General features: G+C 41.9%; 13 protein-coding genes. 7 read left to right on the top strand and 6 right to left on the bottom strand.

The window, feature by feature from the left end; translation table 11 throughout:
- The coding region (locus ABWO12_RS03265) for a beta strand repeat-containing protein (protein WP_353087182.1) at positions 1–6,307 on the bottom strand (6,307 nt) is incomplete at its 3' end.
- Between the two features lie 156 nt (positions 6,308–6,463).
- Here ABWO12_RS03265 and folE point away from each other — a divergent pair.
- The 4 genes from folE to lgt all read left to right on the top strand — a co-directional run bounded on the left by folE (position 6,464) and on the right by lgt (position 9,867).
- Positions 6,464–7,135, top strand: coding sequence for a GTP cyclohydrolase I FolE (gene folE, locus ABWO12_RS03260; RefSeq protein WP_353087180.1), 672 nt, complete (start codon positions 6,464–6,466; stop codon positions 7,133–7,135).
- 5 nt (positions 7,136–7,140) lie between these two features.
- Positions 7,141–8,625, top strand: a complete 1,485-nt coding sequence (cysS, locus tag ABWO12_RS03255) for a cysteine--tRNA ligase (protein WP_353087178.1) — start codon at positions 7,141–7,143, stop codon at positions 8,623–8,625.
- A 4-nt stretch (positions 8,626–8,629) separates the two neighbouring features.
- Positions 8,630–8,875, top strand: coding sequence for a membrane protein insertion efficiency factor YidD (gene yidD / locus ABWO12_RS03250; protein WP_353087176.1), 246 nt, complete (start codon positions 8,630–8,632; stop codon positions 8,873–8,875).
- 65 nt (positions 8,876–8,940) lie between these two features.
- On the top strand, positions 8,941–9,867 hold the full coding sequence (gene lgt / locus ABWO12_RS03245; protein WP_353087174.1) for a prolipoprotein diacylglyceryl transferase: 927 nt from the start codon (positions 8,941–8,943) through the stop codon (positions 9,865–9,867).
- Positions 9,868–10,150: 283 nt separating this feature from the next.
- Here lgt and secDF read toward each other — a convergent pair whose 3' ends face one another.
- From secDF to asnB, 4 genes are all read right to left on the bottom strand, one after another.
- Positions 10,151–13,186, bottom strand: coding sequence for a protein translocase subunit SecDF (gene secDF / locus ABWO12_RS03240; protein WP_353087172.1), 3,036 nt, complete (start codon positions 13,184–13,186; stop codon positions 10,151–10,153).
- Positions 13,187–13,408: 222 nt separating this feature from the next.
- On the bottom strand, positions 13,409–14,344 hold the full coding sequence (locus ABWO12_RS03235) for a malate dehydrogenase (protein WP_353087170.1): 936 nt from the start codon (positions 14,342–14,344) through the stop codon (positions 13,409–13,411).
- A gap of 151 nt (positions 14,345–14,495) precedes the next feature.
- A complete protein-coding gene (gene gyrB / locus ABWO12_RS03230; protein WP_298204370.1) occupies positions 14,496–16,436 on the bottom strand; it encodes a DNA topoisomerase (ATP-hydrolyzing) subunit B in 1,941 nt (646 codons plus the stop codon).
- Positions 16,437–16,752: 316 nt separating this feature from the next.
- Positions 16,753–18,369 (bottom strand): asparagine synthase B, encoded by a 1,617-nt coding sequence (gene asnB, locus ABWO12_RS03225; RefSeq protein WP_353087168.1) that lies wholly within the window; start codon positions 18,367–18,369, stop codon positions 16,753–16,755.
- A 490-nt stretch (positions 18,370–18,859) separates the two neighbouring features.
- Here asnB and ABWO12_RS03220 point away from each other — a divergent pair, with 490 nt between their 5' ends.
- The gene (locus ABWO12_RS03220) at positions 18,860–19,300 is read left to right on the top strand and encodes a lipocalin family protein (protein WP_353087166.1); all 441 of its coding nucleotides are present in this window, start codon (positions 18,860–18,862) and stop codon (positions 19,298–19,300) included.
- Positions 19,301–19,332: 32 nt separating this feature from the next.
- On the opposite strand, the gene ABWO12_RS03215 is transcribed toward ABWO12_RS03220, so the two are convergent.
- Positions 19,333–21,441 (bottom strand): M1 family metallopeptidase, encoded by a 2,109-nt coding sequence (locus ABWO12_RS03215; RefSeq protein WP_353087165.1) that lies wholly within the window; start codon positions 21,439–21,441, stop codon positions 19,333–19,335.
- A gap of 84 nt (positions 21,442–21,525) precedes the next feature.
- Between ABWO12_RS03215 and recG the strand changes: the two genes are divergently transcribed.
- Entirely contained in the window at positions 21,526–23,631 is a 2,106-nt protein-coding gene (gene recG, locus ABWO12_RS03210; RefSeq protein ID WP_353087163.1) for an ATP-dependent DNA helicase RecG, read from the top strand.
- A gap of 474 nt (positions 23,632–24,105) precedes the next feature.
- Positions 24,106–26,529 carry a phenylalanine--tRNA ligase subunit beta gene (gene pheT, locus ABWO12_RS03205; protein WP_353087161.1) on the top strand — a complete coding sequence of 808 codons (2,424 nt, stop codon included), beginning with the start codon at positions 24,106–24,108 and terminating at the stop codon, positions 26,527–26,529.
- Positions 26,530–26,585 lie beyond the last annotated feature (56 nt).

The following is a 26,585-nucleotide window of genomic DNA, read 5'->3' as shown; positions in this document are numbered from 1 at the left end:
TTAAGTGGTAACTCACCTGCACGTTGGGATTGGTAGTAATCTCTGGAGTCTTAGTGCTCAAAACAAAAGTACAAGCCACACCATCGTTGTTGTCATCACACACTTCGTAAGGGGTGGGGGTGTTGGCTGTGGGAGCGGTGATTACAGTAATTGAACCTGTTAGCACAACAACTCCACAATTTCCACCCGTAGAGGTTACTGTAAAATTGTATACACCCGGTACCGTAGGAGTGCCACTGATGGTGGTAACATTCCCATTGAAAACAGCATTAACACCTGTAGGTAATCCCGTTACCGAAATACCCGTTGCCGTTCCTCCTATGGTGTAACGAATATCTGCGATTGGTGCAAAAGCACAAACCGATTGAATATTAGTTCCAACTGGTGAAGAAAGCACCATGGTGGCGGTGGGTTGAACCGTAATAGTTCCCGTTAATGATGGGAAACCACATGCACCGCCTGTCGTTGTTACGGTATACGTGTACGGTGAACCCGCTGCTGAAACAGGTGACCCACTTATCGTTACCGTATTTCCAGTAACCGTAGCGGTCACTCCATTGGGTAATCCCGTTACTGTAGCTCCCGTAGCTGTTCCTCCGAAAGTATACGTGATAGCGTTGATCGCTCCGTTTTCACAAACCGTTTGTGCCGCAGTGGCAGGTGCTGATGTCAGTGCTAAGGTTGCCAACGGTTGCACAGTAATCGTTCCCGTTAAGGTAGGAGCGCCACACTGACCCGTTGTCGATACCGTAAACGTATAGGGTGAAGCATTCAATACCGATGGAGCACCCGAAATTGTCACCGTATTTCCTGTTACTGAGGCGGTAACTCCACTCGGAAGCCCTGTTACAGTAGCATTGGTTACGGTTCCTCCAAAAGTATACACTATCGGTTGCAGGGTAGCATTCAAACATACGGTTTGATTTGCAGTAGCTGGTGCAGAAGTTAATACCAACGTATCGGTTGGATTCACAGTAATGGTTCCCGTTAAGGAAGGGAAACCACATGCACCACCTGTTGTTGTCACGGTATACGTGTACGGTGAACCCGCTGCTGAAACAGGGGACCCACTTATCGTTACCGTATTTCCAGTAACCGTAGCGGTCACTCCATTGGGCAATCCCGTAACTGAAGCTCCCGTAGCTGTTCCACCGAAAGTATAGGTGATAGCGTTGATCGCTCCGTTTTCACACACCGTTTGTGCCGCAGTAGCAGGCGCTGATGTCAGTGCTAAGGTTGCCAACGGTTGAACAGTAATCGTTCCTGTTAAGGTAGGAGCGCCACAAGTGCCCCCAGTAGTTGCTACATTGAATGTATATGGTGAACCGGCTAAAACACTTGGAGTTCCACTTATTATGACTGAATTCCCTGAAATCGTGGAAGAAACTCCTGTTGGAAGTCCAGTAACCGTCGCTCCAGTTGCCGAACCTCCAAAAGTGTACACAATATTGGTAATAGGTTCATTGATACAAACTGTTTGATTGGCCAAAAATGGCGTTGAACTTAACACGAGAGTGGCACCAATATTTACAGTAATCGTTCCTGCTAGAGAAGGTGCACCACAATTTCCACCTGTCGTTGTTATGGTATAATTGAAGGGCGAACCTGCATTATTGGTTGGAGTTCCAGAGATAGTGGCAACATTACCCACTACTTGAACCGTTACACCTGGAGGTAAACCTACAACGTTTACACCGGTTGCTGTTCCACCAAAAGTGTATACAATATCTGTTATTGGAGTATTCACACACAAGGTTTGATTGGTAGTCGCTACAGCAGATGTCAAAACAAGCGTCGCTTGAGGTTGTACCGTTAAGGTAGCTGTTAAGGATGGAGTACCACAATTTCCTCCTGTAGTTTGTATTGTTATGGTAAATGGAGAACCTGTGATTGTCGATGGTGATCCACTGATGGTTAACGTATTTCCTGAAACAGTTTGATTTAAACCTGCAGGTAAACCACTAGCCACAAATCCAGTAGCAGACCCTCCGAAAGTATAAACAATCGGGGTAATGGGTGAATTAACACAAACAGTTTGATTATCTGTTCCAGCGGCTGACGTTAATGCAAGGGTTGTAACTGGATTTACCGTAATCGTACCGGTTAATGAGGGTGTTCCACAATTTCCACCTGTTGTAGATACCGTGTAAGTGAATGGCGAACCAACAGCTGAAGTAGGAGTACCATTAATGGTCACGGTATTACCCGTAACAGTGGCAGAAACACCCGCAGGAAGACCTGCAACTGAAGCCCCCGTTACCGTTCCTCCAAAAGTATAAGTGATTGTATTTATGGGTGAATTAGCACATACTGTTTGGTTAGCCGTAGCTCCAGCAGATGTTAAATTCAATGTCCCAATGGGTTCTATGGTAATTGTCCCTGAAGCTGTGGGCGCTCCACAAGTACTTCCTGTCGCAATCAAAGAATAGTTAAACGGAGAACCTACAATGGTTGTAGGGGTGCCTGAAATTGTAACGAGATTGCCAACAACATTAAAAGTAACACCGGGTGGGAGCCCAGTTACTGTAGCTCCTGTAGCGGTTCCTCCAAATGTATAGACAATCGGATCAATTGTTTGGTTTACACAAACAACTTGATTGGAGGTCGTTGGTAAACTTGTCAATTGGACGAAAGAATTAGAGGTTACTTGAACTTCAATAAATCCAAATACACGACAGGAAGGATTACTTGGAGTTGGATTTGCAATTGCATAAACATAGTAGGTTCCCAACACATTGGGCAAAGAACCCGCGGTTCCTAGTATTCCTGGATTATATGTGGCTACATTGGACGCATTGGGTGTAGCATTCCCCAATAATGTTCCACCTGTATACATGTTAGTTCCAACCTGTGGTGTTGTAAAGTAAACGAAGGAAATAGCATCGGTACCAGTAAAAGTTGTAGAAACGGATAATGGATCAACGTCGGCACCCAAACATAGTACTTGCGTAGCGGATGGATTTGTTATTGTTGGACAAACCGAACAATCAATCATAGAAATAGTAAACGGACGAATACGAATACAACCCGTAAAAATATTATACAAACTCATGTAAATGGTTTGACTTGTCCCTGAACTCAACACATAAGCCGAAGGATTACCAATTGAATTCGCTGCTAAATTTTCGGCATCTGATTGATTCGTGTAATAATACACTTCATAATCACCCGATCCTACCAAAGGACCTAGTACTGTTGGCTCATTTGTAGTTAAATTGAAAACATTGTTGGGCAAACAGTTTTCAATCGCTTGGGCGGGTTGTGTATCATCGGGACTAACCTCAATTGTAATGGGTTTGGTTACGGTGCGAACCGTACCGCAAACATTATAACGTACTTGTGCAGTATACGTTTTTGTGGAGGTTGGACAAACCGCAATACTTGGCGTATTTCCTATTACAGTGGCACCATCCAACCATTGAATCGTAGTCAAAGAATTCCCCGATGGAGTAAAACGCCAAGATTCATTATTCGCTGCCCAAGGCCCCGTATTTCGCCCAGGTGGAGTGTAACCCAATGTTCCCGCAGCATTCAGAATACCAATAACCCCATTTCCACCGTTCCAGCCACAAACCGAACGGCGGGTGACGTGAATATCGATGATGTTTGTACCCTCGTATAAAACCAATTGACTTTCCTGTAACCCTAGCGATGAACCACATTGAAATAAAGGCATATTGCGAACATTAATGATAAATTTTCGACATGGAGCAATTCCATCTACTATATAATTGATTTGAACGGCTGGATTCGAAGGCAATTCTGGATTCGTATCCTGCATCGGGAAGAAAATAGAATTCAAATATTCAGCATTTTGGGCACCTAGATTGGGAACAGGTTGTGAAAAAGGCCAAGGACTTCCACCATTACAATTGGGGTTATTTGCCAAAAATGTTAAATAGGTGTTGGTGCTTAACTGAAATTGATTATAACATTGTCCAAAAAAACTAAATTGAAAAGGCATTACTACAACTCCAGAATAGGAATCGTCATCTGCGCAGAGAGCTGTTGGAAAAACTCCTAGAGGATTCTCTGGTGCAAACGGAATCGAACTTACTGTGTAGGATGTCGTATCTTTTATGTCTAAAAAACTTGCATTCAATACTGCACAACTGGTATCATTACACAGCAATTGATCGGTCGCTGTAACATCAAAATCATTCGTACAACAATCGGTTACAATAGAAAACACCCCAGGAAACGGGGCTGTTGCGGAACATCCGCTTATGGTATTGGTAATGGTCACCGAGTAATTTCCTGGAATCGTTGTATTAAAGGAGGCCACATTCCCCGGCGCAGGTACTCCTGTTGGAACAGTCCACACATAAGTATAGGTCCCCGGAAATGAAGGAGTAGCTGTAATTACTGCTGGTGAGCTATCGCCCAAGCATTTCACTACATTATTGACCATTACCTCTGGTCTAGGATTGACCGTTATCGTGTAAGAGGATGTTACATCAGCACAACCACTCAAGGAGCCCGTAACAGTAATTGTAGCCGTTTGGGGAATTGTCGTGTTGTTACTTGCAGTAAATGAAGCTATATTTCCTGTTCCTGCACCTCCTATTGTTAAGTTGGGATTCGAATTGGTCCAAGTAAAAGTAGTTCCCGGCTGAGAACTAGAAAATACTTGTGCTGGGACTGAAGCCCCTGTACAATAAGTTTGATTGGAGGGAACTGTGATTGACAAAGTTGAAACTGTAACGGTAACTGATTGCGTTGCATTACAAGTGACATTCGTCGTAAAAGCAATATCATCCAAAGCAAAGTCGTTCCCTTGAAGTGTTGTATTTGTATTTATGATTGAAATATCCGCTACTGTACTCGCCGCTGAATTCCATGTGTAGGTTACTTGCGTCCAGTTACCACAATTAATTGTGGAGGGGGCTTGAGCAACTCCCAATGCAATTCCATTGATACGAACTTGTAAAGTAGCATAGTTGAGTAAGGCTACAGATTGAACCCAATAGGAAAATGTATACACAGAACCAGCTGTCACAGGAACTTGTTGGCGCCAAACTATATCAGTACCACCATTGGAGGTTGAACCATCAACTACCATCATATTACCAGAACCTGTCGTATGATCAGGACAGTTGGTAAAGAGTGTAAACCATGTATTTGGATTGGTCACAATACCATAAATCTTTTGCGTTGAAATGGTATTAACGGGTAAAAAAGCATAATCCGAACTAAATCCAACATTTCCTTGAGTAAAATCACCATTGAAAATTAAATTTCGGGTAACATTAGCTGGTGAAGTTACCGTGTAAGTCGTTGTTGTTGTGGGACTCACAACAGGTGTTGCACTCGTAGGATTGGTTAATGAGGGATCCGCGGGGGAAGCAGTCCATGTGTAGGTAGTTCCGCCGTTTACCGATAGAGTAGTATTCCCTCCTAAACAAATACTCGTATTGGGAGAAACAATCAACGGATTCGCCGCAGGAACAATGGTGACATTATTTTGTGAAGCTGTATTTCCCGCCGTATCGGTAACACTGACGGTGTAAGTACCAATTGGCAAATTGGTAAAAATACCCGTTGCGTTATTTTGGGTAACTGGTCCCGTAACAGCAAAGTTCGTGTAGGGAGCCGTTCCTCCAATTCCATATAAAGCAATAGAGCCCGTAGCGGGAGTTGCACACAACGGACTTACTGTTGAAAATCGAACTCCTAACGGTTGTGGCGGAGGTAAAACGGCTAAATCGTCAATTGCAAAATCATTGCCTACAAAACTTGTATTAAAATTACGTAATTCAATATTTACACAAGAATTTGTTGGGGTAAAGGTATAAACGCGCTGCTCCCACCCTGCTGTGGTTAAGGGCGCCAACGTTGAAGCGGGTGAAGACGTCACTGTAGCATTGTTAAACACCACTCGAATATCGGCTTGTGTCGCTGGTCCCGTTACATTGGGTGATATCGAACGCACCCAATACCGAAACGTATAGGTTGCACCCACCACCAAACCACAAACGCCACCACCATTATTTCCAGCTTTCCAAAAACTCGGGTTTCCACCATCGGAACTACCGTCAAACCACATCATATTTCCAATTCCTGAAGTGTGATCCCCTGTCGAAATAAAGTTTGCGGTGTTGTAGGGTTGCGGGTTTGTTGCAATAGCATAATTCCCCGCGCTTGTTGTCCCCGTTGGAGCTGCAACAAACGTATACCCTGTTGCATTTATGTTAAAACCAGTCCCTACTCCTCCAGATTCAAAATCACCATTAACCAATAAATTTTGAGCATTTAACTGATAAATAAACAGAGTTGTAAAGAATAATTTGATCGTAAAAAGTTTCATTATAGCGTAATTTTTAAGGCCTAAAAATAATTAAATTTAAAGTAACAATTTCTTAAAATACTTGTTTTTTAATTTTGAATGAGAATCTGAACTTTTTAAGCCATTTATAGCTATCTTTGCGGTTCAATTTTTTGTAAAAAAAACGCTTACTTACGCATGATTTCTGAAGATCAATTACACGACGATATTGGCAACAATCACATCGCTACGAATGAGTCTACTCCCCTCCGAACAGATGCCTTTGAACTGACCGAAGATCAAAAAATAGCGCTGATTAAAAAAGATGTACAAAACATCTTACACACCTTGGGTATGGACCTCTCTGACGATAGCCTTAAAGGAACACCAAATCGTGTAGCTAAAATGTTTGTGAAAGAAATTTTTGGTGGACTCAATCCCCAAAAAAAACCAAGTTCGTCTACATTCGAAAATAAGTACAAATACAACGAAATGCTTGTAGAAAAAAACATTACCGTTTATTCTACTTGCGAGCATCACTTACTCCCTATTGTGGGACGTGCCCATGTTGCCTACATTTCCAATGGTAAAGTAGTTGGCCTCTCCAAAATGAATCGTATTGTTGATTATTATGCGAAACGTCCGCAAGTGCAAGAACGTCTCACCATACAAATCGTTCGCGAATTGCAAGAGGTTTTAAACACTGAAGACGTTGCATGTATCATCGATGCCAAGCATTTATGCGTCAATTCTCGTGGAATTCGCGACATTGAAAGCAGTACAGTTACCGCTGAATTTGGAGGCAAATTTAAAGAAGAAGCCGTTCGCCGTGAATTTTTAGATTATATTAAATTGGACACCCAATTCTAAACCTCATGAACCCTTTACATCAAAACCAAACGCTTAAAATTTACAATTCACTCACCGGAAACAAAGAGGTATTCACTCCTTTGGTAGAGGGCAATGTGGGCATGTATGTCTGTGGCCCAACTGTGTATAGCAATGTACACATGGGAAATCTTCGGACGTTTATGAGTTTTGATATGATTTACCGCTACCTCACGCATTTAGGATACAAAGTTCGCTATGTACGCAACATCACCGATGCAGGGCACCTCACCGATGATGGTAACGTCGATAATGATCGCTTTGTGAAACAATCGCGGTTGGAAAAACTCGAACCCATGGAAGTGGTTCAAAAATATACGGTTGATTTTCATCGGGTGCTCGAACTTTTTAATTTGTTACCCCCCAGTATCGAACCCACAGCCACTGGGCATATTGTGGAGCAGATAGAATTAACCCAAAAACTTATTGAAACAGGGTTTGCTTATGAAAGTAAGGGATCTGTGTACTTTGACGTGCTGGCGTACAACCAAAAAGGTCTCAACTACGGTACTTTAAGCAACCGTAATATTGAAGAGCTTCTGGCCAATACACGAGACTTAGACGGTCAAGATGAAAAGAAAAACCCACAAGATTTTGCCCTCTGGAAAAAAGCATCCCCAGCACACATTATGCGGTGGAATTCTCCTTGGGGTGAAGGATTTCCAGGTTGGCACCTAGAATGTACCGCCATGAGTACGAAATACCTTGGCGAACAATTTGATATTCACGGAGGAGGGTTGGATCTTAAATTCCCACACCACGAATGCGAAGTAGCACAAGGAAAAGCATGTAATGGGAAAGATCCTGTACGGTACTGGATGCACGCCAATATGCTTACCATGAATGGTTTGCGTATGAGTAAATCCACAGGAAACTATATTCTCCCCATGGATTTATTTGAAGGAACCAATGCTTTTTTTGAAAAAGCTTTTGATCCTGCAGTAGTTCGATTTTGTTTTCTGCAAGCCCACTACCGAAGCGTACTCGACATTTCTAACGAGGCGATGATGGCTAGTGAAAAAGGATACCAACGTCTCATGGAAGCCATTGATTTGATCGAAAAACTTAAACCAAGTAACGTATCGACTTTAAATGTTTCTGAATGGATTGCTTCATGTTATGAAGCCATGAACGATGACTTCAACACCACCATTCTGATGGCCCACTTGTTTGAAGGAGTACGATGGATTAATTTAGTCAATGATCAAAAGGAAACATTGACTGATGCTGATATAGAACGTTTGCAACAAACATTAAAAGCCTTTATTTTTGAAGTTTTGGGAATTCGCAACAGTAAAAAAGAAGCCTCTCACAGCGATAAATTATCGGGGGTCATCGAAATGTTAATTGCCATGCGAAACCAAGCCCGTACCAATAAAAACTGGGGACTTTCCGACGAAATTCGCGATCGTTTGGCCGCTTTAGGAATCACACTAAAAGACGGTAAAGACGGGACAACATTTACCTTGTAAACGTATGCTCAAAAAAATTATCGTAGCGCCCCTACTGATAGTCATTCGTTTTTATCAAGTAGCCATTTCACCTTATACGCCCGCTAATTGTCGGTTTCACCCTACCTGTTCCAACTATTGTATGGAAGCTTTACGCTTACACGGTCCTATCAAAGGAACTTGGCTGGGTATCAAACGAATCCTATCCTGTCACCCTTGGGGAAAATCGGGCTACGACCCTGTCCCCCCAAAAAATCAATCGGATTTATAACATATTTTTAAGGCACACCCCAAATTAATTCCTTATTTTTGGAGGTAATATAATACCTAAAAACAATGATTTGGAACCCTATGGAAGGTATCCATCTTGGACCCTTGACCATCCGTATTTATAGCCTCATGTTTGTTATCGCCTTTGCTTTGGGGTGGTATATCATGAAACGTATTTATGAAAATGAAAAAGAATCCATGGAAAAATTGGACACTTTGTTCATTTGGACGGTTTTAGCCACTTTGTTGGGCGCGCGTTTGGGACAAGTCTTCTTCTACGATTGGGAATATTTTAAAAACCATAAACTAGAAATCCTCCTACCCTTTCGTTTTGAACCTGAATTTCAATTTACCGGTTTTGCAGGCTTAGCCAGTCATGGTGCCGCTATTGCTATCATTATAACGATGTATTTTTACAGTAAAAAAATCATCAATCGACCGTTACTTTGGGTACTCGATCGTGTAGTTATCCCCGTAGCAAGTGGCGCTGTTTTTGTCCGCATTGGTAATTTTTTTAATTCTGAAATTACAGGTTTAGCTACGAATGCCTCCAATCCTTTTGCGGTTAAATTTGTGCGAGAATATTACAGTCCCGAAACGATCATGGCCAAAACAGGTATCCCGAATCCCGATGCCGCTTATGATGCCCTCGTTAGCAATCCTAAATTTGCCTCCCTCCTAGCACAAGTACCTTACAGTCATCCCGCGCAATTGTATGAGTCGTTTTGTTACATCTTCGTCTTTGCCTTACTGTTCTTTTTATATTGGCGAACCAAAGCGGCAGAGAAACACGGACTTATCTTTGGGGTATTCTTAATTGCGCTTTGGTCCATTCGTTTTGCTGTGGAATTTGTCAAGTCAAAACAAGGGGGGTTAGAAGATGTTTTCGGACAGTTTACTACAGGACAATGGTTAAGTATCCCTTTTATACTCGTAGGACTATACTTCTTATTTATGGCTGAAAAACCGTTACCTGAAGATATTGAATTATAATAAATTTACTTATCATATTATCTAACGCCTTTCGGGGCGTTTTTTTTGTGCCCTAAAAAAAGGGTCCCTCTTTTTCCTTTCCATAACGAAGCGGCAAATCGCTTGACTTAGGTTGAATTTACAGCGAAACTATTACTGTTTCTACCCAACACTATTTTAGACAATAATTCAGCAAACAAACTGTTCTTTAATTACGGGAATACAACCCAAAGCGGAGATAAATTCGGTTCAAAAAAAAAGCCACTCACAAAGGAATGGCGTTTTTTGTACAGTTTAAATTCGCTTACTGCTGATCAGTGAAGTGACGTTTTTCAATATCATCAATAGCGCTCTTATTCATTGTATCAACCAATACCGGTGTTGCAATAAACAATGAGGAATAGGTTCCTACAATAATACCAATCAACATCGCAAATACGAAACCACGAATCGATTCACCTCCAAAGATAAACATGATTAACAATACCATAATCATCGTCAAAGAAGTATTCAACGTACGGGATAAGGTAGTATTAATAGAAGCGTTTACAACATCTTTAAAGTGTCCTTTTCGATCACCGGCCAAGTATTCACGCACACGGTCAAATACAATTACCGTATCATTCATAGAGTATCCAATTACGGTCAAAATCGCAGCAATAAAATGCTGGTCCATTTCCATGTGGAACGGTGCGTATTTGTAGAACAATGAATACACGCCCAATACAAAGATCACATCGTGGAAAACCGCAGCAATTGCTCCCAAAGAGTATTGCCATTTACGGAATGAAATAATCAAATACAATCCAACAATCGCCATAGCACCAATAACCGCCCAGAAAGAGTTGGTTTTGATATCGGCTGAAATCGCTGCCCCAACTTTGGAAGACTGTAAAACACCAATCTTTTTACCATCGTAATTATTGATGAATTGCTCATATGAAGTGCCTGGGAAATAACTTTTTAAAGCATTGTAAAGTTTTTCATTTACTTCTTTATCTGTATTAACAGACTCGTCTTTAATTTTGTATTTGGTCGTTATTTTCAACTGGTCGTCATCTCCAAAAACTTTAGCTTCAACAGTAGTACCAAATTCTTTCGTCAAGGCTTCAGCGATAACAGAAGGCTCTACTGCATTGGTAAACTTCACTTGGAACGTACGTCCTCCTACAAAGTCAACACCTTCATCCAATCCATTGAAGTAAAACGAAACGCAACTTACGACTACCACTAACGAAGAGAAGATATACGAATACTTTTTAATACCTATATAATCAAAATTGAACCCTGTAAACCAGTTTTTGGTAATTGGTGTTGTAAAGGCCAACGGTTTGTTGCCCGCTACGTCTTTGTCAATGAAAATACGTGCAATAAAGATCGATGTAAACAAAGTCGTAAAAATACCAATCAATAAAGTGGTCGCAAACCCTTGAATAGGACCCGTACCGAAAATGAAAAGAATGGCTCCAGTCAATACGTGTGTTACGTTGGCATCAATGATCGAACGCATTGCTCCTTTCCATCCGTAAGAAGAACGTACTGCATCGCTCAATGATTTCCCATCGCGCAACTCTTCCTTGGCGCGTTCGTATATAATAATGTTGGCATCTACCGCAGTTCCTAAAGTCAAAACGATACCTGCAATACCTGGCAAGGTCAATACCGCTCCTAAACTTGCTAAAATACCAAACAAGAACAACAAGTTTACAATCAATGCCATATTGGCATACAAGCCCGCTTTTCCGTAGTAGAACATCATCCAGAAACATACTAAAATCAATCCTACAATAGAAGAAATCGTTCCAGCATCGATGGCTTTCTGACCCAAAGAAGGTCCAACCACTTCCGATTGAACAATTTCTGCCGCCGCTGGTAATTTCCCTGCTCGCAATACATTAGCTAAGTCTTTGGTTTCAGCCACATCAAAGTTTCCTGAAATTTCAGAACGTCCACCGGCAATCGGACCCGAAGAAACACCCGGCGCAGAATATACCACATTATCCAATACAATGGCAATGAATCCTTTGTCGGTATAGGCTTTTCCAGTCATTTCTTCCCAAACTTTGGCACCTTGACCGTTCATTTGCATCGAAACCGCTGGTTTACCCATTTGGTCAAAAGTATCTCGTGCATCCACAATAACACCACCACTTAAAGGTGCCTTGTTGTCTTTGTTGCCTTTTAAAGCATACAATTCAAACGTTTGACTCTCTTTCTTTGTTTTTGGATCTTTCGTCGTAGTCCCTTTGCTCCATACAAACTTCGCAAAACGCTTGTCGGCTGGAAGTAAGTTGCGAATTTCTGGACGACGTAAATAGTTATTTACTTTGGTCGTATCTTGAACCGAAACAATCGCTAATACAGGACCGCCACCAATAGAAACAAATTTATCCAACAACGGATTGTTGCCTTTGGCTCCTGCCACAGTATCCTTCGATTTGCTGTTACCCAACATCTTCGCGATAGAGTCATTGGCAGAAGGCGCAGTGGTAGCCGTTGTTGCTTTTTCAGTCGCTTTCAACGCTTCATTAGCCGTCTGTAAAAAGCCTCCCAACTCATCCACACGGTAGGTTTCCCAGAACTCCAATTGCGCAGTTGACTGTAACAATTTCTTGATACGGTCTTCATCTTTAGCCCCTGGCAATTCAACCAAAATACGACCAGTTTGTCCTAATTTGGCAATATTCGGTTGGGTTACCCCAAATTTATCAATACGCTTGCGCAATACTCCAAAAGCTGAATCTACCGACTCGTCAACTTTACGACGGATGACTTTCTTCACTTGATCATTGGTCATGTTGAAGTTGATTTCATCCGACAAGTTGCGGTTGGCAAAAATATCAGGAGAAGCTAACTTTACAGAAGTCCCCGCTGATGCTTCATCAAAAGCACGGAAGAAGGCATCTAAATACGACTCGTTTCCTTGTTGAATTTTGGCCGCATTATCCAACGCTTTATTGAAAACTGCATTTTTAGACTCATTGGCCAAACCACGTAATACGTCTTTCACTGAAATCTGAAGGATTACGTTAATCCCTCCTTCTAAGTCCAACCCTTTGTTGATTTGTTTGTTGCTTACATCCTCATAGGTGTAGTCAGCAAAACCAAGACTGAAAACCTCTACTTTTTTCAATGAATCCAAATAACTTACCTCCAGTGTATTCAACTCCGGAAGAGGTTGCCCTGGGATAGGTTTTTTCTTGATTTGTGCCAATTTTTGCTCGGCATATGCCTTGGCGTCTTTCTTAATTCCATTCGCTACAAAAGTGAATGAAAGCTGGTAAATACTTACCAAAGCAAATAAAATTGCAAAAAACTTAACGAGTCCTTTATTCTGCATTACTCCTAAAAATTAATTAATTTTTGTTAACTCTTCACCATAAACATCCATCGCAGGCTAAGCGGTTGATTCTCAGAAAAAACCAACAGTCTATCCCGCAGACAGATTTTTTGAAACGTGCAAATATAAAATTAACCAAATGATTAACAAATTATTTGGACACTTATTATTAAAAAAAAGACCGCAAAAATGCGGTCTCATTTCTATTTTGAAAGGATTAAATTATCCTAAAATCGATTTCAAATCACCATTCATCGCGCGAACCGCATCGGCACTTTTCGCAAACAACGCTTTTTCCGAATCGTTCAAGGCAATATCCACAATTTGTTCTACCCCGTTTTTACCAATAATACAAGGTACACCCATACAAATATCGTCTTGACCGTATTCGCCTTCTAACAGCACCGAACATGGAATCATTTTTTTCTGGTCGTTCAAAATGGCATCTACCAAATACGCTACTGAAGCACCCGGTGCATACCATGCGGATGTCCCTAACAAGCCGGTTAATGTAGCCCCGCCAACCATCGTATCTGCTGCTACTTTCACCAAAGCCTCTTCCGATAAAAATTGAGAAACAGGCACGCCATTGTAAGAAGCCAAACGTGTCAACGGAATCATGGTAGTATCGCCGTGTCCGCCAATCACCATCCCCTGAATGTCATTCGCCGGTTTGTCCATGGCTTGAGATAAGAAATATTTGAAACGCGAACTATCCAACGCACCTCCCATACCAATAATACGGTTTTTCGGTAAGCCCGTTGCTTTTAACGTTAAATACGTCATCGTGTCCATCGGGTTGGAAACCACCACCACAATCGCATTTGGAGAATGGACCAACAATTGTTCCGCCACTCCTTTAACAATGCCCGCGTTGATACCAATCAACTCTTCACGGGTCATGCCGGGTTTTCTCGGAATTCCCGAAGTAATCACCACCACATCACTACCCGCCGTTTTGCTGTAATCATTGGTGCTACCTACGACTTTCGTATTAAATCCTAAAGTCGTTTGCGTTTGCATGATATCCATCGCTTTCCCTTCAGCAAAGCCTTCTTTGATATCAACGACCACAATTTCGCTGGCAATTCTTCGGTGAGCAATCGCATCTACGCATGTTGCGCCTACGTTTCCTGCTCCTACTATCGTAACTTTCATTGTAAAATGTAATTAATAGGTTTGTATTATTTTTTATTTTTTGAAGCTATTCCCGCTGTCCGTTTCAATCTTTTTTGTTGTACCGTAACCGGATAAAACAAAAAAGGATTTCCACTACCATCAGGGCTAGGACATCCTTTTTCAAATTTCGCTAGGCATCAATTTTCGCGTACACTGCATTTTTCTCGATGAAGTCGCGACGCGGTGGCACCTCATCCCCCATCAACATCGAAAAGATACGGTCAGCTTCAGTCAGGTTATCAATCGTCACCTGACGTAGCGTACGCATACTTGGATCCATTGTAGTTTCCCACAACTGCTCCGCATTCATTTCTCCCAAACCTTTATAACGTTGTACACTTGTTCCACCCCCCATTTGTTGCGAAATCAAATCGCGTTGGTCGTCGTTCCAAGCATACTCTTTTTTTGTTCCTTTTTTCACCATATACAAAGGTGGTGACGCAATGTACACGTGACCCGCTTCAATCAACTCGCGCATGAATCGGAAGAAGAACGTCAAAATTAGGGTCGAAATGTGGCTACCATCCACGTCGGCATCGGTCATGATGATCACTTTGTGGTAACGCAATTTTTCCAAATTCAACGCCTTACTGTCTTCTTCGGTACCAATCGTAATCCCGAGTGCGGTAAAGATGTTGCGAATCTCTTCGTTTTCAAAAACTTTGTGGTGCATCGCTTTTTCCACATTCAAAATCTTTCCGCGTAACGGCAAAATCGCTTGGAAATTACGATCGCGCCCTTGCTTGGCCGTTCCACCCGCAGAGTCCCCCTCTACCAAGTAAATTTCACATTTTGCGGGATCTTGTTCCGAACAGTCGGATAATTTCCCCGGTAAGCCACCACCACCCAAAACGGTTTTGCGTTGTACCATCTCGCGCGCTTTCTTCGCAGCGTGACGCGCTTGTGCGGCTAAAATTACTTTCTGTACAATGGTGCGGGCGTCATTCGGATTTTCTTCCAAATAATTCTCCAACATTTCCGAAACCGCTTGCGATACGGGTGAAACTACCTCACGGTTCCCTAATTTGGTTTTGGTTTGCCCTTCAAATTGTGGTTCGGCTACTTTTACCGAAATAATGGCCGTCAATCCCTCACGGAAGTCGTCCCCAGAAATCTCAAATTTCAGTTTGTCCAACATCCCTGAAGCATCGGCATATTTTTTCAACGTACGCGTTAATCCCATTCGGAACCCTTGCAAATGTGTTCCTCCCTCATGGGTGTTGATATTGTTCACATACGAGAAAATATTTTCTGAGTAACTGTCATTGTAAATCAAAGCTACTTCCACTGGAATTTCGCCTTTATCGTTTTCCATATTGATCACGCTAGCAATGATCGGCATTCGGTTTCCATCCAAGAATTTAACGAATTCTTTCAACCCTTCTTTCGAATGGAACGTTTCGGCAACAGGATTACCTTTATCATCGGTATGACGCAAATCGGTCAAGGTAATGGAAATCCCTTTGTTCAAAAACGACAATTCACGCATACGCGCCGCCAACGTATCGTAGGAGTATTCTAAGGTTTGGGTAAAAATCGTTCCATCGGGTTTAAACGAAACGGTCGTTCCGCGTTTATCCGTTGTTCCGATTTGTTTTACCGGATACATCGCTTTTCCACGTTCGTACTCTTGCTCCCATACTTTACCATCGCGGTACACGGTAGCACGCAAATGATCCGAGAGCGCATTCACACAGGAAACCCCTACGCCGTGCAAACCACCGGAAACTTTATAGGAATCTTTATCAAACTTCCCTCCAGCTCCAATTTTGGTCATGACAACCTCAAGCGCAGAAACGCCTTCTTTTTTATGTAAATCCACCGGAATTCCCCGGCCATTATCTTCAACGGTAATCGAATTGTCGGCATTAATGGTCACACGGATGGTATCGCAATGGCCTGCCAAAGCTTCATCAATGGAATTGTCCACTACTTCATACACCAAATGGTGCAATCCGCGCACGCCGGTATCCCCAATATACATGGAAGGACGCATCCGTACGTGCTCCATTCCTTCTAACGCCTGAATACTGTCGGCGGAATACGCGTTCTTTTTAACTTCTTCGCTCATAAAAAATCTCAGAATTTTGTCTAACACGCAAATATAAAAAATCAAAGATGATTTTAAAGCGCTATAAGGCGATTTATAGGCTAAGTTATCAACATTTATGTTTAATAATCGTTTCGGCTTTTAAATCAAGAATAAAGCCTAAAAAAGACCTATTTTAAATCCTATTTCTATACCCTTGATTTTTAGAGTGCTAGAAAATAAAAATGATAGGCACCCACAGGAACTCTAATTTTCTTCCTAAAACGAAAACGCCTGCAGTGGCAACTACAGGCATTTTCAAACAAACAAACTAAACTTCTAATTGAAAAAAAATTATTTACACGGCTAATGAGGTTTTTGCGATTTCAGGATCTGCTTGCACGTGGGCTGTATTGGCGCGACCGCTCGGATCTTGGTTTTCTTGCCATTTCGGAATCCACTTACGCACGGTTTGTGCCGCACTCATTTGTGGGAAATGTTTGTGAAATATCGTACGGTAGAAATAGGCTTCTTTGGTCGCTGGTGTATTGTACGGGAATAACTCCGAGGCTTGTTCCATCTGCGCATCGGTCACTTGGGCCGAGCAGTATTCGATCAAAGTATCAATCCAGTTGTATCCAACTCCATCCGAAAATTGTTCTTTCTGACGCCACAACACTTCTTGGGGCAAATAGGGTTGCTCGGGAGTATCGAAAGCTTTGCGCAAAATGTATTTCTCAACCCCATTATAGGTTTTAGGTAGTTTTTCTTCGCCTTTAATCAGCATCGCATAATCCAAAAAAGCTTTGTCCAAAAACGGAACGCGGGCTTCCAAACCGTGGGCCATAGTCGACTTGTCAGCACGTAATAAATCGGCCGTAAACAACTTCTGTACGCGTTCGATGGTCTCTTTGGTAAAATCAACCGTACACGGAGCATTTCTAAAATACAAATACCCGCCAAACACCTCATCGGCCCCTTCACCCGACAGTACCACTTTGATCCCTTTTTTGGTAATGGCTTTGGCCAAGAAATACATCGGTGTACTTGCCCGAATAGACGTCACATCGTAGGTTTCTAAATGCCACACTAATTTTTCTAAGATTTCTATCCCTTGTTCAATGGTAAAATGAATCTCATGATGTTCTGTACCCAAAAATTCAGCTACTTTTCGAGCGGCCACCGCATCGGGGGCATTAGGATCCAACCCGATCGAAAACGAATGCAAGGTTTTGCCTTGTTCTTTCAACAAACGAGAGGCAATAGAGGACGTTAAGGAAGAATCCAAACCTCCCGATAACAATACGCCAATCGGTACATCACTCATTAAGCGTTTGCGGGTGGCTTCGGTCAGTTTTTCGCGAAGTAAGGCTAAATCGGCTTCTTCCACACAAGCCGTATAATCTTCGTATTGGGGATTGTAATATTTCACAAAACCCGTTTCAGGAGTGTAATAATGCCCTGGGGGAAACGTAGAAAAGGTAGTGCACTGATCGGCCAAGGCCTTCATCTCGGAAGCAAAGTACATGCGACCGCGTTCGTCTACTCCATAGTATAACGGTTTTACCCCTAACGGATCCCGTCCTGCGATGTAGTGATCACCATCGATAACTACAAAAGCAAAATCGCCATCCAACTGATCGACAAAATCGTAACCAAATTCCTCATACAAATGGACAATGACCTCTGAATCGGATTTGGTGCGAAAGGTATGTCCTTTCAACACGCCTTCACGCAACGCATGATGGTTGTATATCTCACCGTTATGCACCATCCAAGCCGATTTGGTTCCTTGAATGGGTTGCTTTCCTAAATGTAAATCTATAATTGACAAGCGTTCATGACTCAAAATATGTCCTTGTTCGGTAATATGTATATCGCTTTCATCGGGACCACGATGGGCCATGCGTTTTGACAAGGTTTCAATCAATTTTTCGTCTTTTCCTTTTCCTATAATAGCTAAAAATCCACACATACGCGTTCTATTTATTTGTTTTATTGTGGTAGCAAAATTGGAGTATATTGTATTATTTTAAAACTAATATGTGTTTTTTAGTTTTAATTTAAAACCTATCGCAATTGATTTAAAAAATAAATAAAGTTAAATAAGCTGTATAATCTATAAAACTGTAAAACTGTAAGACAGCTATCCATCACAATTAATTGATTTTTTTGTGTTTGTAAAAAATAACAAAGATAATCTAGAATAAAGCCAATAAAATCAGAACGTTGTAGAAATACTTACAAAAAAATACTACACATATAAAAAATAGCTTACTTTTAATTGAAATAACACAATACTCTAAATAACAACCATTTACATTACATATAATGATAAACATACCCTCCTACTCGAAAACAAAGTGAATCTTTTAAGAGAAAAAATTATCTTTGGTGAAGTAAAACCTTTTGCAGTCACTTTCAATACCCTTTTTTTTAAATTATTCTCCACACTCTCTATGAAAATGAAAACACCCCAATTAGGACTCCTCGCTTTGTTGATGTGCCTCATCTCCCAAGCCCTTATGGCGCAAACAACCGACTGCGTTGGAACGTATACGCGGCATATCCTTACGGTCGAATTGGATATTTTGGATTATCAAATCACCTTGAAAAATGACGGCACGTTTACCTTTACCTATTATTCCAAATTGAAAAATAGAATCCCTGTGGAAGACCAAAAAGAAGGACACGGAACGTGGGTGTTGGAAAAAAACGTCATCACTTTTACAAGTGCCACTTCCACTTCGGATACTTCCCAAAACCTTATGGATTTTTCTGAGACCAAAGCCCGATGGATCGCTCCTTCGCCCCGCAATACAAGCGCCGCTGTAAAACCACAACAGTTGCTGTTCCTCAGTTCTAAAGTCCATTGGTTGCCGCGATTGGTGCTGGAGAAAACTTAACTTTATACTGCTAAGCTTCATCTAAATGTACCTTACTTGAGTAAGCGTAGCAGCTCCGTTTGCTCGTCTGTCGAGAGTTCGGGAATCAAGGCTGTAAATTGTTCGCGAAACGCCTCTTGTTTGATCAATTTGCGTATCGTATCACGTGCATATTTGACCAGCTGCCATTTGGGATGTTGCGTAGCATTGACCAAGTTTTTGAGTACTTCGTTTTCTTGAGGAAAAAGGAAAACAGCTTGTTGAAAGGCCGGAATTCGAGTGACACTTTCGTACTTGGGCGTTGTAAATTCGATCAACTCCGCCTTCAACGAGGCATAATCGGGATTCGTTTCAGGCATTAAAACCAAATACGCCCCCAAATAGTCAATCCGCAATCCCAAATCATTGGCGCCACGCCAGTCTTTGGCGATTTCAAAATAACGCATCCGATCGTTGGAAAAACGCTTTAACAAATGAACCAAAGCATTGCCCCGCACCACATAGGAAGGCGCCTGCAACAAGGTTTCATAGCTTGCTTTCAAACTTTCTGGAATATCGGTGAGCAGCTCACTTACCGCGGTCAACACTTCAAGGTTCCCACGTTCAAGAGCCAAACGATACAATGCTTCGGTTTGCGCAAGGGGTTGCCCCTTAAGTTGAAAAAGCACTTCCGCTTTCAAAGGCCAAAACGCCTCCGACTTTAACAGGGTGGTATACCGAGAAAGCTTGCTTTCCAACGGGAGACTGCGTTCTTTTTGGAGTTGCACCAAGGCTTGAACCATAGCACTTTTCGCCAAGCACTGGTTGATATCGGTTTCAGGATACTTCGCCGATTCCAACCAACGTTGCTGAAACGCCTCCGTATCAAAATCAGAATAGCGTTGCACCACCGCCAAAAAATCGGCAGTGACCACATTTTTAAATGCATACTTTTTTAAATACGCTTTTACAATTTTATCAAACACCTTTTTCCCCACCTGATCCCGAAGGTAATGTATGGCCCATGCTCCTTTTTGATAATACGATAACGAACTCGATTTTTCATGTAAAATGGGTACCGTATCGTTTTTGGCCGCCGCCTTGATTAAGTTGGCATTTCGGTACAATTGATAGTAGAAGTAATCATCTCCAAACAACTCTTTTTCAGATAATAAAGCATAATACGTAGCGAATCCTTCTTGGAGCCAATGGTGTTTCCCTGATTGGGCTGTAATCAAATCGCCAAACCATTGATGGGCCAATTCGTGGGCATTTACATTGCAGTAGTTTTTAGCATTTACGGCCACACTATCGACCACATAATCTTGAGCAAAAAGGGTCGACGTGGTGTTTTCCATACCCGCATACAAAAAGTCGCGTACGGGAATTTGTCGGTAAATTCGCCACGGGTACTTTACCCCAATCTCTTTTTCTAAAAAATTAAAAATCCGTTCATTGTGCCAATACGTCGTTGCCCATTTATCGGCATCTTTGGGTTGGAGATAGGATTCTAACGGAACTCCCGAAGCACTCGATGCTGTTTTTTGATCAAAATTCCCCACCGCCAACATGACCAAGTACGACGCCATCGGTTTTTTCATTTGATAGCTCCATGTCGTGTATGCTTTTCCTTCTTGGATGGCACGAAACGATTCTTTCTTTACAAGTTCGCCATTACTGATAGCGGTTAACCGTTGGAAATTAGCGACTTCATCTTCAAGAGTGGTCACACTGAGGGAAAAGGTCAGCTTTTCATTTACATCATCAAAACTGGGCAACCAATGGCTGGTATACTTGCCTTGTCCTTGGGTCCAAATTTGATAATCGTCGGCGGTTCCCACAAAATACAACGCTTGTTTGGGACGGGCTGTGTACGAAAACGACAAGCGATTTTTCCCTTTTTTAAATCCGGTGTACAAAAGCAACTGACGCTCGTTGGCACTGTATTCGACCGCTTTTCCGTTGAGCATCATCAAACTAAAGCGCATGTTTTTGGCGTCTATTCGAAGGGTATCCGTAGGCGCTTTCACGACAAATGTAAACTGGCAATGTCCGCTTACTTCTTTGGTTTCAAAATTTGGAAACACTGTAGCTTTCAAGTCAGTAAAATCAACAGCTACAGGCGATTGACTCCAAAGACACCCAGCAACAAACAACGAAAAAAATAAAGAGTAAAAACGCATAACAAAGGCTTTGGACAAAGATAACGGAAGATTTCGAAATTCAGGTTTTTAAAGTATCTTAGCCTTTTGGATAATGGCCGTTGTATGTCCCCAACTTTAGAAACTCCTATCGAATACCTCAAAGGCGTTGGCCCCCAGCGCGGAGCGTTATTGCGCAGTGAATTGGAGATCCATACGTATGGCGATTTGTTGCAACTTTTTCCCAATCGCTATATCGACAGAACGCGGTACTATACCATTAACCAACTCACCAACAGTCCCACAGAGGTTCAAGTCATTGGAAAAATTGTGCATCTGAAAACAGTGCAAACCGGCAAAACAAAAAGTCGGTTGGTAGCTACGTTCATCGATGATACAGGAGAAATGGAACTCGTGTGGTTTCAAGGCCATAAGTGGATAAAAGAAAATCTCAAACTCAATCAGCCTTACGTTGCATTTGGTCGTGTAGCGCAATATGCAGGCACTCCGTCGATGGCCCATCCTGAATTGGAAGTTCTCGAGGAACATCAAAATAGTCTTCGCACCACTATCCAACCTGTGTATCCGAGTACTGAAAAACTCGCTAACAAAGGAATTTCCAACCGCACATTACTTAAAATGATGCAGCAGTTGTTTTTGGAAACGGAGGGACAATTTAGGGAAACCCTTCCTGTCTATTTGATGGAGAATTTAAAGCTCGTCTCCAAACGCGAAGCTTTGTGGCAAATTCATTTTCCAAAAGATCAGGAAGGCTTGTTAAAGGCCCAATTTCGGTTGAAATTTGAAGAGCTTTTCTTTATCCAATTGCAATTGATTACCAAAAACTTGGTGCGCAAACACAAGATTAAAGGGATGCCCTTTACCCAAGTGGGCACGCATTTCAATACATTTTATACCCAACACCTTCCCTTTCCCCTTACCCATGCCCAAAAGCGCGTGATTAAAGAAATCCGGAACGATTTGGGAAGTCAGGCGCAAATGAACCGATTGCTACAAGGCGATGTGGGCTCGGGGAAAACGATTGTTGCCTTTATGACGATGCTCTTGGCAACCGACAACGGCTACCAAAGTTGCTTGATGGCCCCGACCGAAATCTTGGCACAGCAACATTACAACAGTATTCAAGCGTTGGCAGCTCCCTTGGGACTTCAGGTGGAATTGCTTACGGGTTCAACCAAAACGGCCGAACGCAACCGCTTGTTTGCTGCCCTCGACAACGGAAGCTGTTCGATTGTCATTGGTACCCATGCCTTGTTGGAAGATAAAGTGCAGTTTCAAAACCTGGGGTTGTCCGTAATCGATGAGCAACACAAATTTGGGGTAGCGCAACGCAGTCGTTTGTGGCAAAAAAATACCGTACCGCCGCATATTTTGGTGATGACTGCCACCCCCATTCCGCGAACACTGGCCATGAGTTTGTATGGCGATCTTGATATTTCGGTGATCGATGAATTACCCGCTGGGCGAAAACCCATTCAAACAGTCCACCGTTACGATGCAAATCGATTGAAAGTATGGAAATTTTTGAAAGATGAAATTGCCAAAGGCCGTCAGGTGTACATTGTTTATCCTTTGATTCAAGAAAGTGAAAAAATGGATTACAAGGATTTAATGGACGGGTATGAAAGCATTTCGCGGGATTTCCCCCTACCCGATTATGCGATTTCGATCGTTCATGGCAAAATGAAACCTGCCGAAAAAGAAGCCGAGATGCAACGATTTGCGCAAGGAAAAACCCAAATTATGGTGGCCACTACAGTTATCGAAGTTGGAGTCAATGTTCCCAATGCCTCCGTTATGGTGATTGAAAGTGCCGAGCGATTTGGACTGTCGCAACTGCATCAATTGCGCGGGCGCGTGGGTCGTGGTGCCGAACAGAGTTACTGTATTTTGATGACAAGCCACCAATTGAGTCAAGAGAGCAAAACCCGTTTGGAAACCATGTGCCGAACCAACGACGGATTTGAGATTGCCGAAGTCGATTTGAAACTTCGCGGTCCAGGGGATATCATGGGTACCCAACAAAGTGGAATTTTAAACTTGCAGATTGCCGATTTGGTAAAAGACAAAGATATTTTGCAGTTGGCACGCAGCTATGCTTTAGAATTGTTGAAAAAAGACCCCACGATGGAACGCCCTGAACACCAAACGTTACGTGCTGTGTTTCTTGCATTAAGTCGGAAAAAGAACATTTGGAATTATATTAGTTGATGCAACCGTAGCAAGTAAAAGCGTTAAGTTAATACAATGTATTGCGACAATTGAAGCTAATAATTTGACTCTAGGTGCGTAAAATCTAGATTTCACATTTGCAAAATTCAAAATCGTCACCCTCATTCCTTTTGAATACCATACGGCACAATAACAATATATTGACGCTAAGATTCGCAACAGTAATGCTCTTTTTCAATCCAAAATTTTTGAAACAACCTTGAAAGAATTATCGGGTACATTGCGATTATAGGATTTTTTATTTACACAACAAACTTTTCAAAAATAATTGATGAATTCAGTAAAATATAGAGATGTTGGCTCGTTAAGCTCTAGTAGAACCCGTTTAAAGTAATCCAAATAATACATTTTTTACCTTCTTTTTAGGAATACAAAAGATGGAAATCACTTCAAATAATTTTTACTATCCCGCCTGATATCGCTATCTTTGCCCCCGTCAAAATCAATACAATCATGCGAATTTCCTATAATTGGCTCAAGCAATTTTTAAAAATAGATTTACCTTCAGAAGAGACAGCGGCTTTATTGACCGACTTAGGTCTAGAAGTGGAAGTAGTCGAAAAATACCAATCGGTGAAAGGCGGTCTTGATGGGGTTGTAGTGGGTGAAGTCAAAACCTGCGAAAAACACACTGACGCCGATCGATTAAAAGTAACCACCGTTGATTTAGGCGATGGCAATGCCCCAGTACAGATTGTTTGTGGGGCTCCTAATGTTGCGGCGGGTCAAAAAGTACCTGTGGCCACGATAGGTACGCTACTTTTTGATGCTTCGGGGAACGAATTTGAAATCAAAAAAGGAAAAATTCGCGGCCAAGAAAGCCACGGTATGATATGCGCTGAGGATGAATTGGGTTTAGGAACCAATCACGAGGGCATTATGATTTTGGATGTCAAATTAAAAGCAGGAACACCTCTTGCTGAAGTATTAAAAATTGAAAACGATGAAGTGTTTGAAATTGGATTAACACCCAACCGTGCCGATGCGATGTCGCACATGGGGGTCGCTAGAGACTTACGTGCAGGCTTGTTACTTCGCAATAAGAACATTGAGCTAATCACACCTTCGGTTTCAGCCTTTAAGGTAGACAAACGCACGTTAAAGATTCCCGTTGATGTTGTGGATGCTAGGTTATGTCCACGGTATTGTGGCGTTACGATTTCGGGGATTAAAGTGAAACCCTCTCCTGAATGGTTGCAAAACCGTTTAAAAGCCATTGGACTCAGCCCGAAAAATAACATTGTGGATGTCACCAATTATATTTTACATGAATTGGGTCAACCGTTACATGCTTTTGACGCTGCCAAAATCAATGGAAAAATCACTGTAAAAACGGTAGCTGCGGGAACTAAATTTGTCACTTTGGATGATACCGAACGGGCATTGCATGAAGACGACCTCATGATTTGTGATGAAAACGGTCCGTTGTGTATGGCGGGCGTTTTCGGTGGTAAATCTTCTGGAGTGACTGAAACGACGACTTCTATTTTCTTAGAAAGTGCGTATTTTAATCCCGTTACGATTCGTAAAACGGCCAAACGCCATGGATTGAGTACCGATGCTTCGTTTCGTTTTGAGCGCGGTATCGATCCCAATATTACCGAATATGCATTAAAAAGAGCTTCGATGTTGATTATGGAAGTAGCTGGTGGTGAAATGACTTCGGATGTAGTGGATTTATATCCCAAAAAAGTAGAGGATTTTTCTGTTTTCTTGAATTTTGACAAAGCGTTTAAATTAATTGGTCAAGAAATTCCGAAGGAAACCATCAAAAAGATTTTAGCGTCATTGGACATTAGGGTGAATAGCATTACCGATGCTGGATTGGGATTAATTATCCCGGCTTATCGTGTGGATGTGCAACGCGAGATTGATGTGATTGAAGAAATTCTTCGCGTGTATGGATACAACAATGTAAATTTTACCAAGAAAATCAGTGCTACGGTAGCCAATTCCCCACGCACCGAAGATTATAAATTACAAAATATCGTAGCCCACCAGTTAAATTCGTTAGGGTTTCATGAAATGATGGCCAATTCGCTAACGACAGGCGATTATGTAAAGTTATCGCCCCAATTGAAAGAAGAATACAATGTTTCGATGTTGAATCCGTTGAGTAATGATTTGGCAACCTTACGTCAGTCTATGTTGTTTTCGGGCATGGAAGCGTTGTCGTACAATATCAACCGTAAGAATGCGGATTTGAAATTGTTTGAGTTTGGGAAAACGTATCACAAATTGTTATCGGGTTATCAGGAGAAAAAACATCTAACCGTTTTAATGACGGGTAATCGAACTGCTGAAAGTTGGAATGAAACCCAACGACCTACCGATTTCTTTGTTTTCAAAGGGGTGATTCTCTCCCTATTTGATCGATTAGGATACCATAAGATTGAGGATAAACCCGTACAAAACGATGTGTTTTCGGAAGGAATTTCCATGGGATTCGGCAATGATGTATTGGTTGAATTTGGAGTGGTTAAAAAACATATTATCAAGCATTTTGACATAAAGCAAGAAGTCTTTTATGCCGATTTCAATTGGGACCTGATCATCAAAATGATTTCCAATAAAATCAAATTCCAAGACATTGCGAAGTACCCTGAAGTTCGTCGTGACCTCGCTTTATTAGTAGACCAAAGTGTTGCTTTTGAAAGTCTCTATAAATTAGCACGTCAAACGGAAAAAAGTTTGCTAAAACAAGTAAACTTATTTGATGTGTATGAAGGCAAAAATTTACCGGAGGGCAAAAAATCGTATGCCTTGAGTTTTATTCTCCAAGATACGACCAAAACGCTTACCGACACGCAGATTGATAAAATCATGGGCAAATTACAGACCGTCTTTCAAAATGAAGTGGGAGCACAACTGCGTTAAATCAAAGCTTCTAATTATAAAAAATCAAGCCGTCGTAAAGGATGGCTTTTTTTAGG

The organism is Flavobacterium sp. (genome assembly GCF_040379285.1).
Classification (GTDB): domain Bacteria; phylum Bacteroidota; class Bacteroidia; order Flavobacteriales; family Flavobacteriaceae; genus Flavobacterium.
The sequence above is the reverse complement of the archived record's forward strand: the minus strand, read 5'-3'. Positions and strand labels throughout refer to the sequence as shown.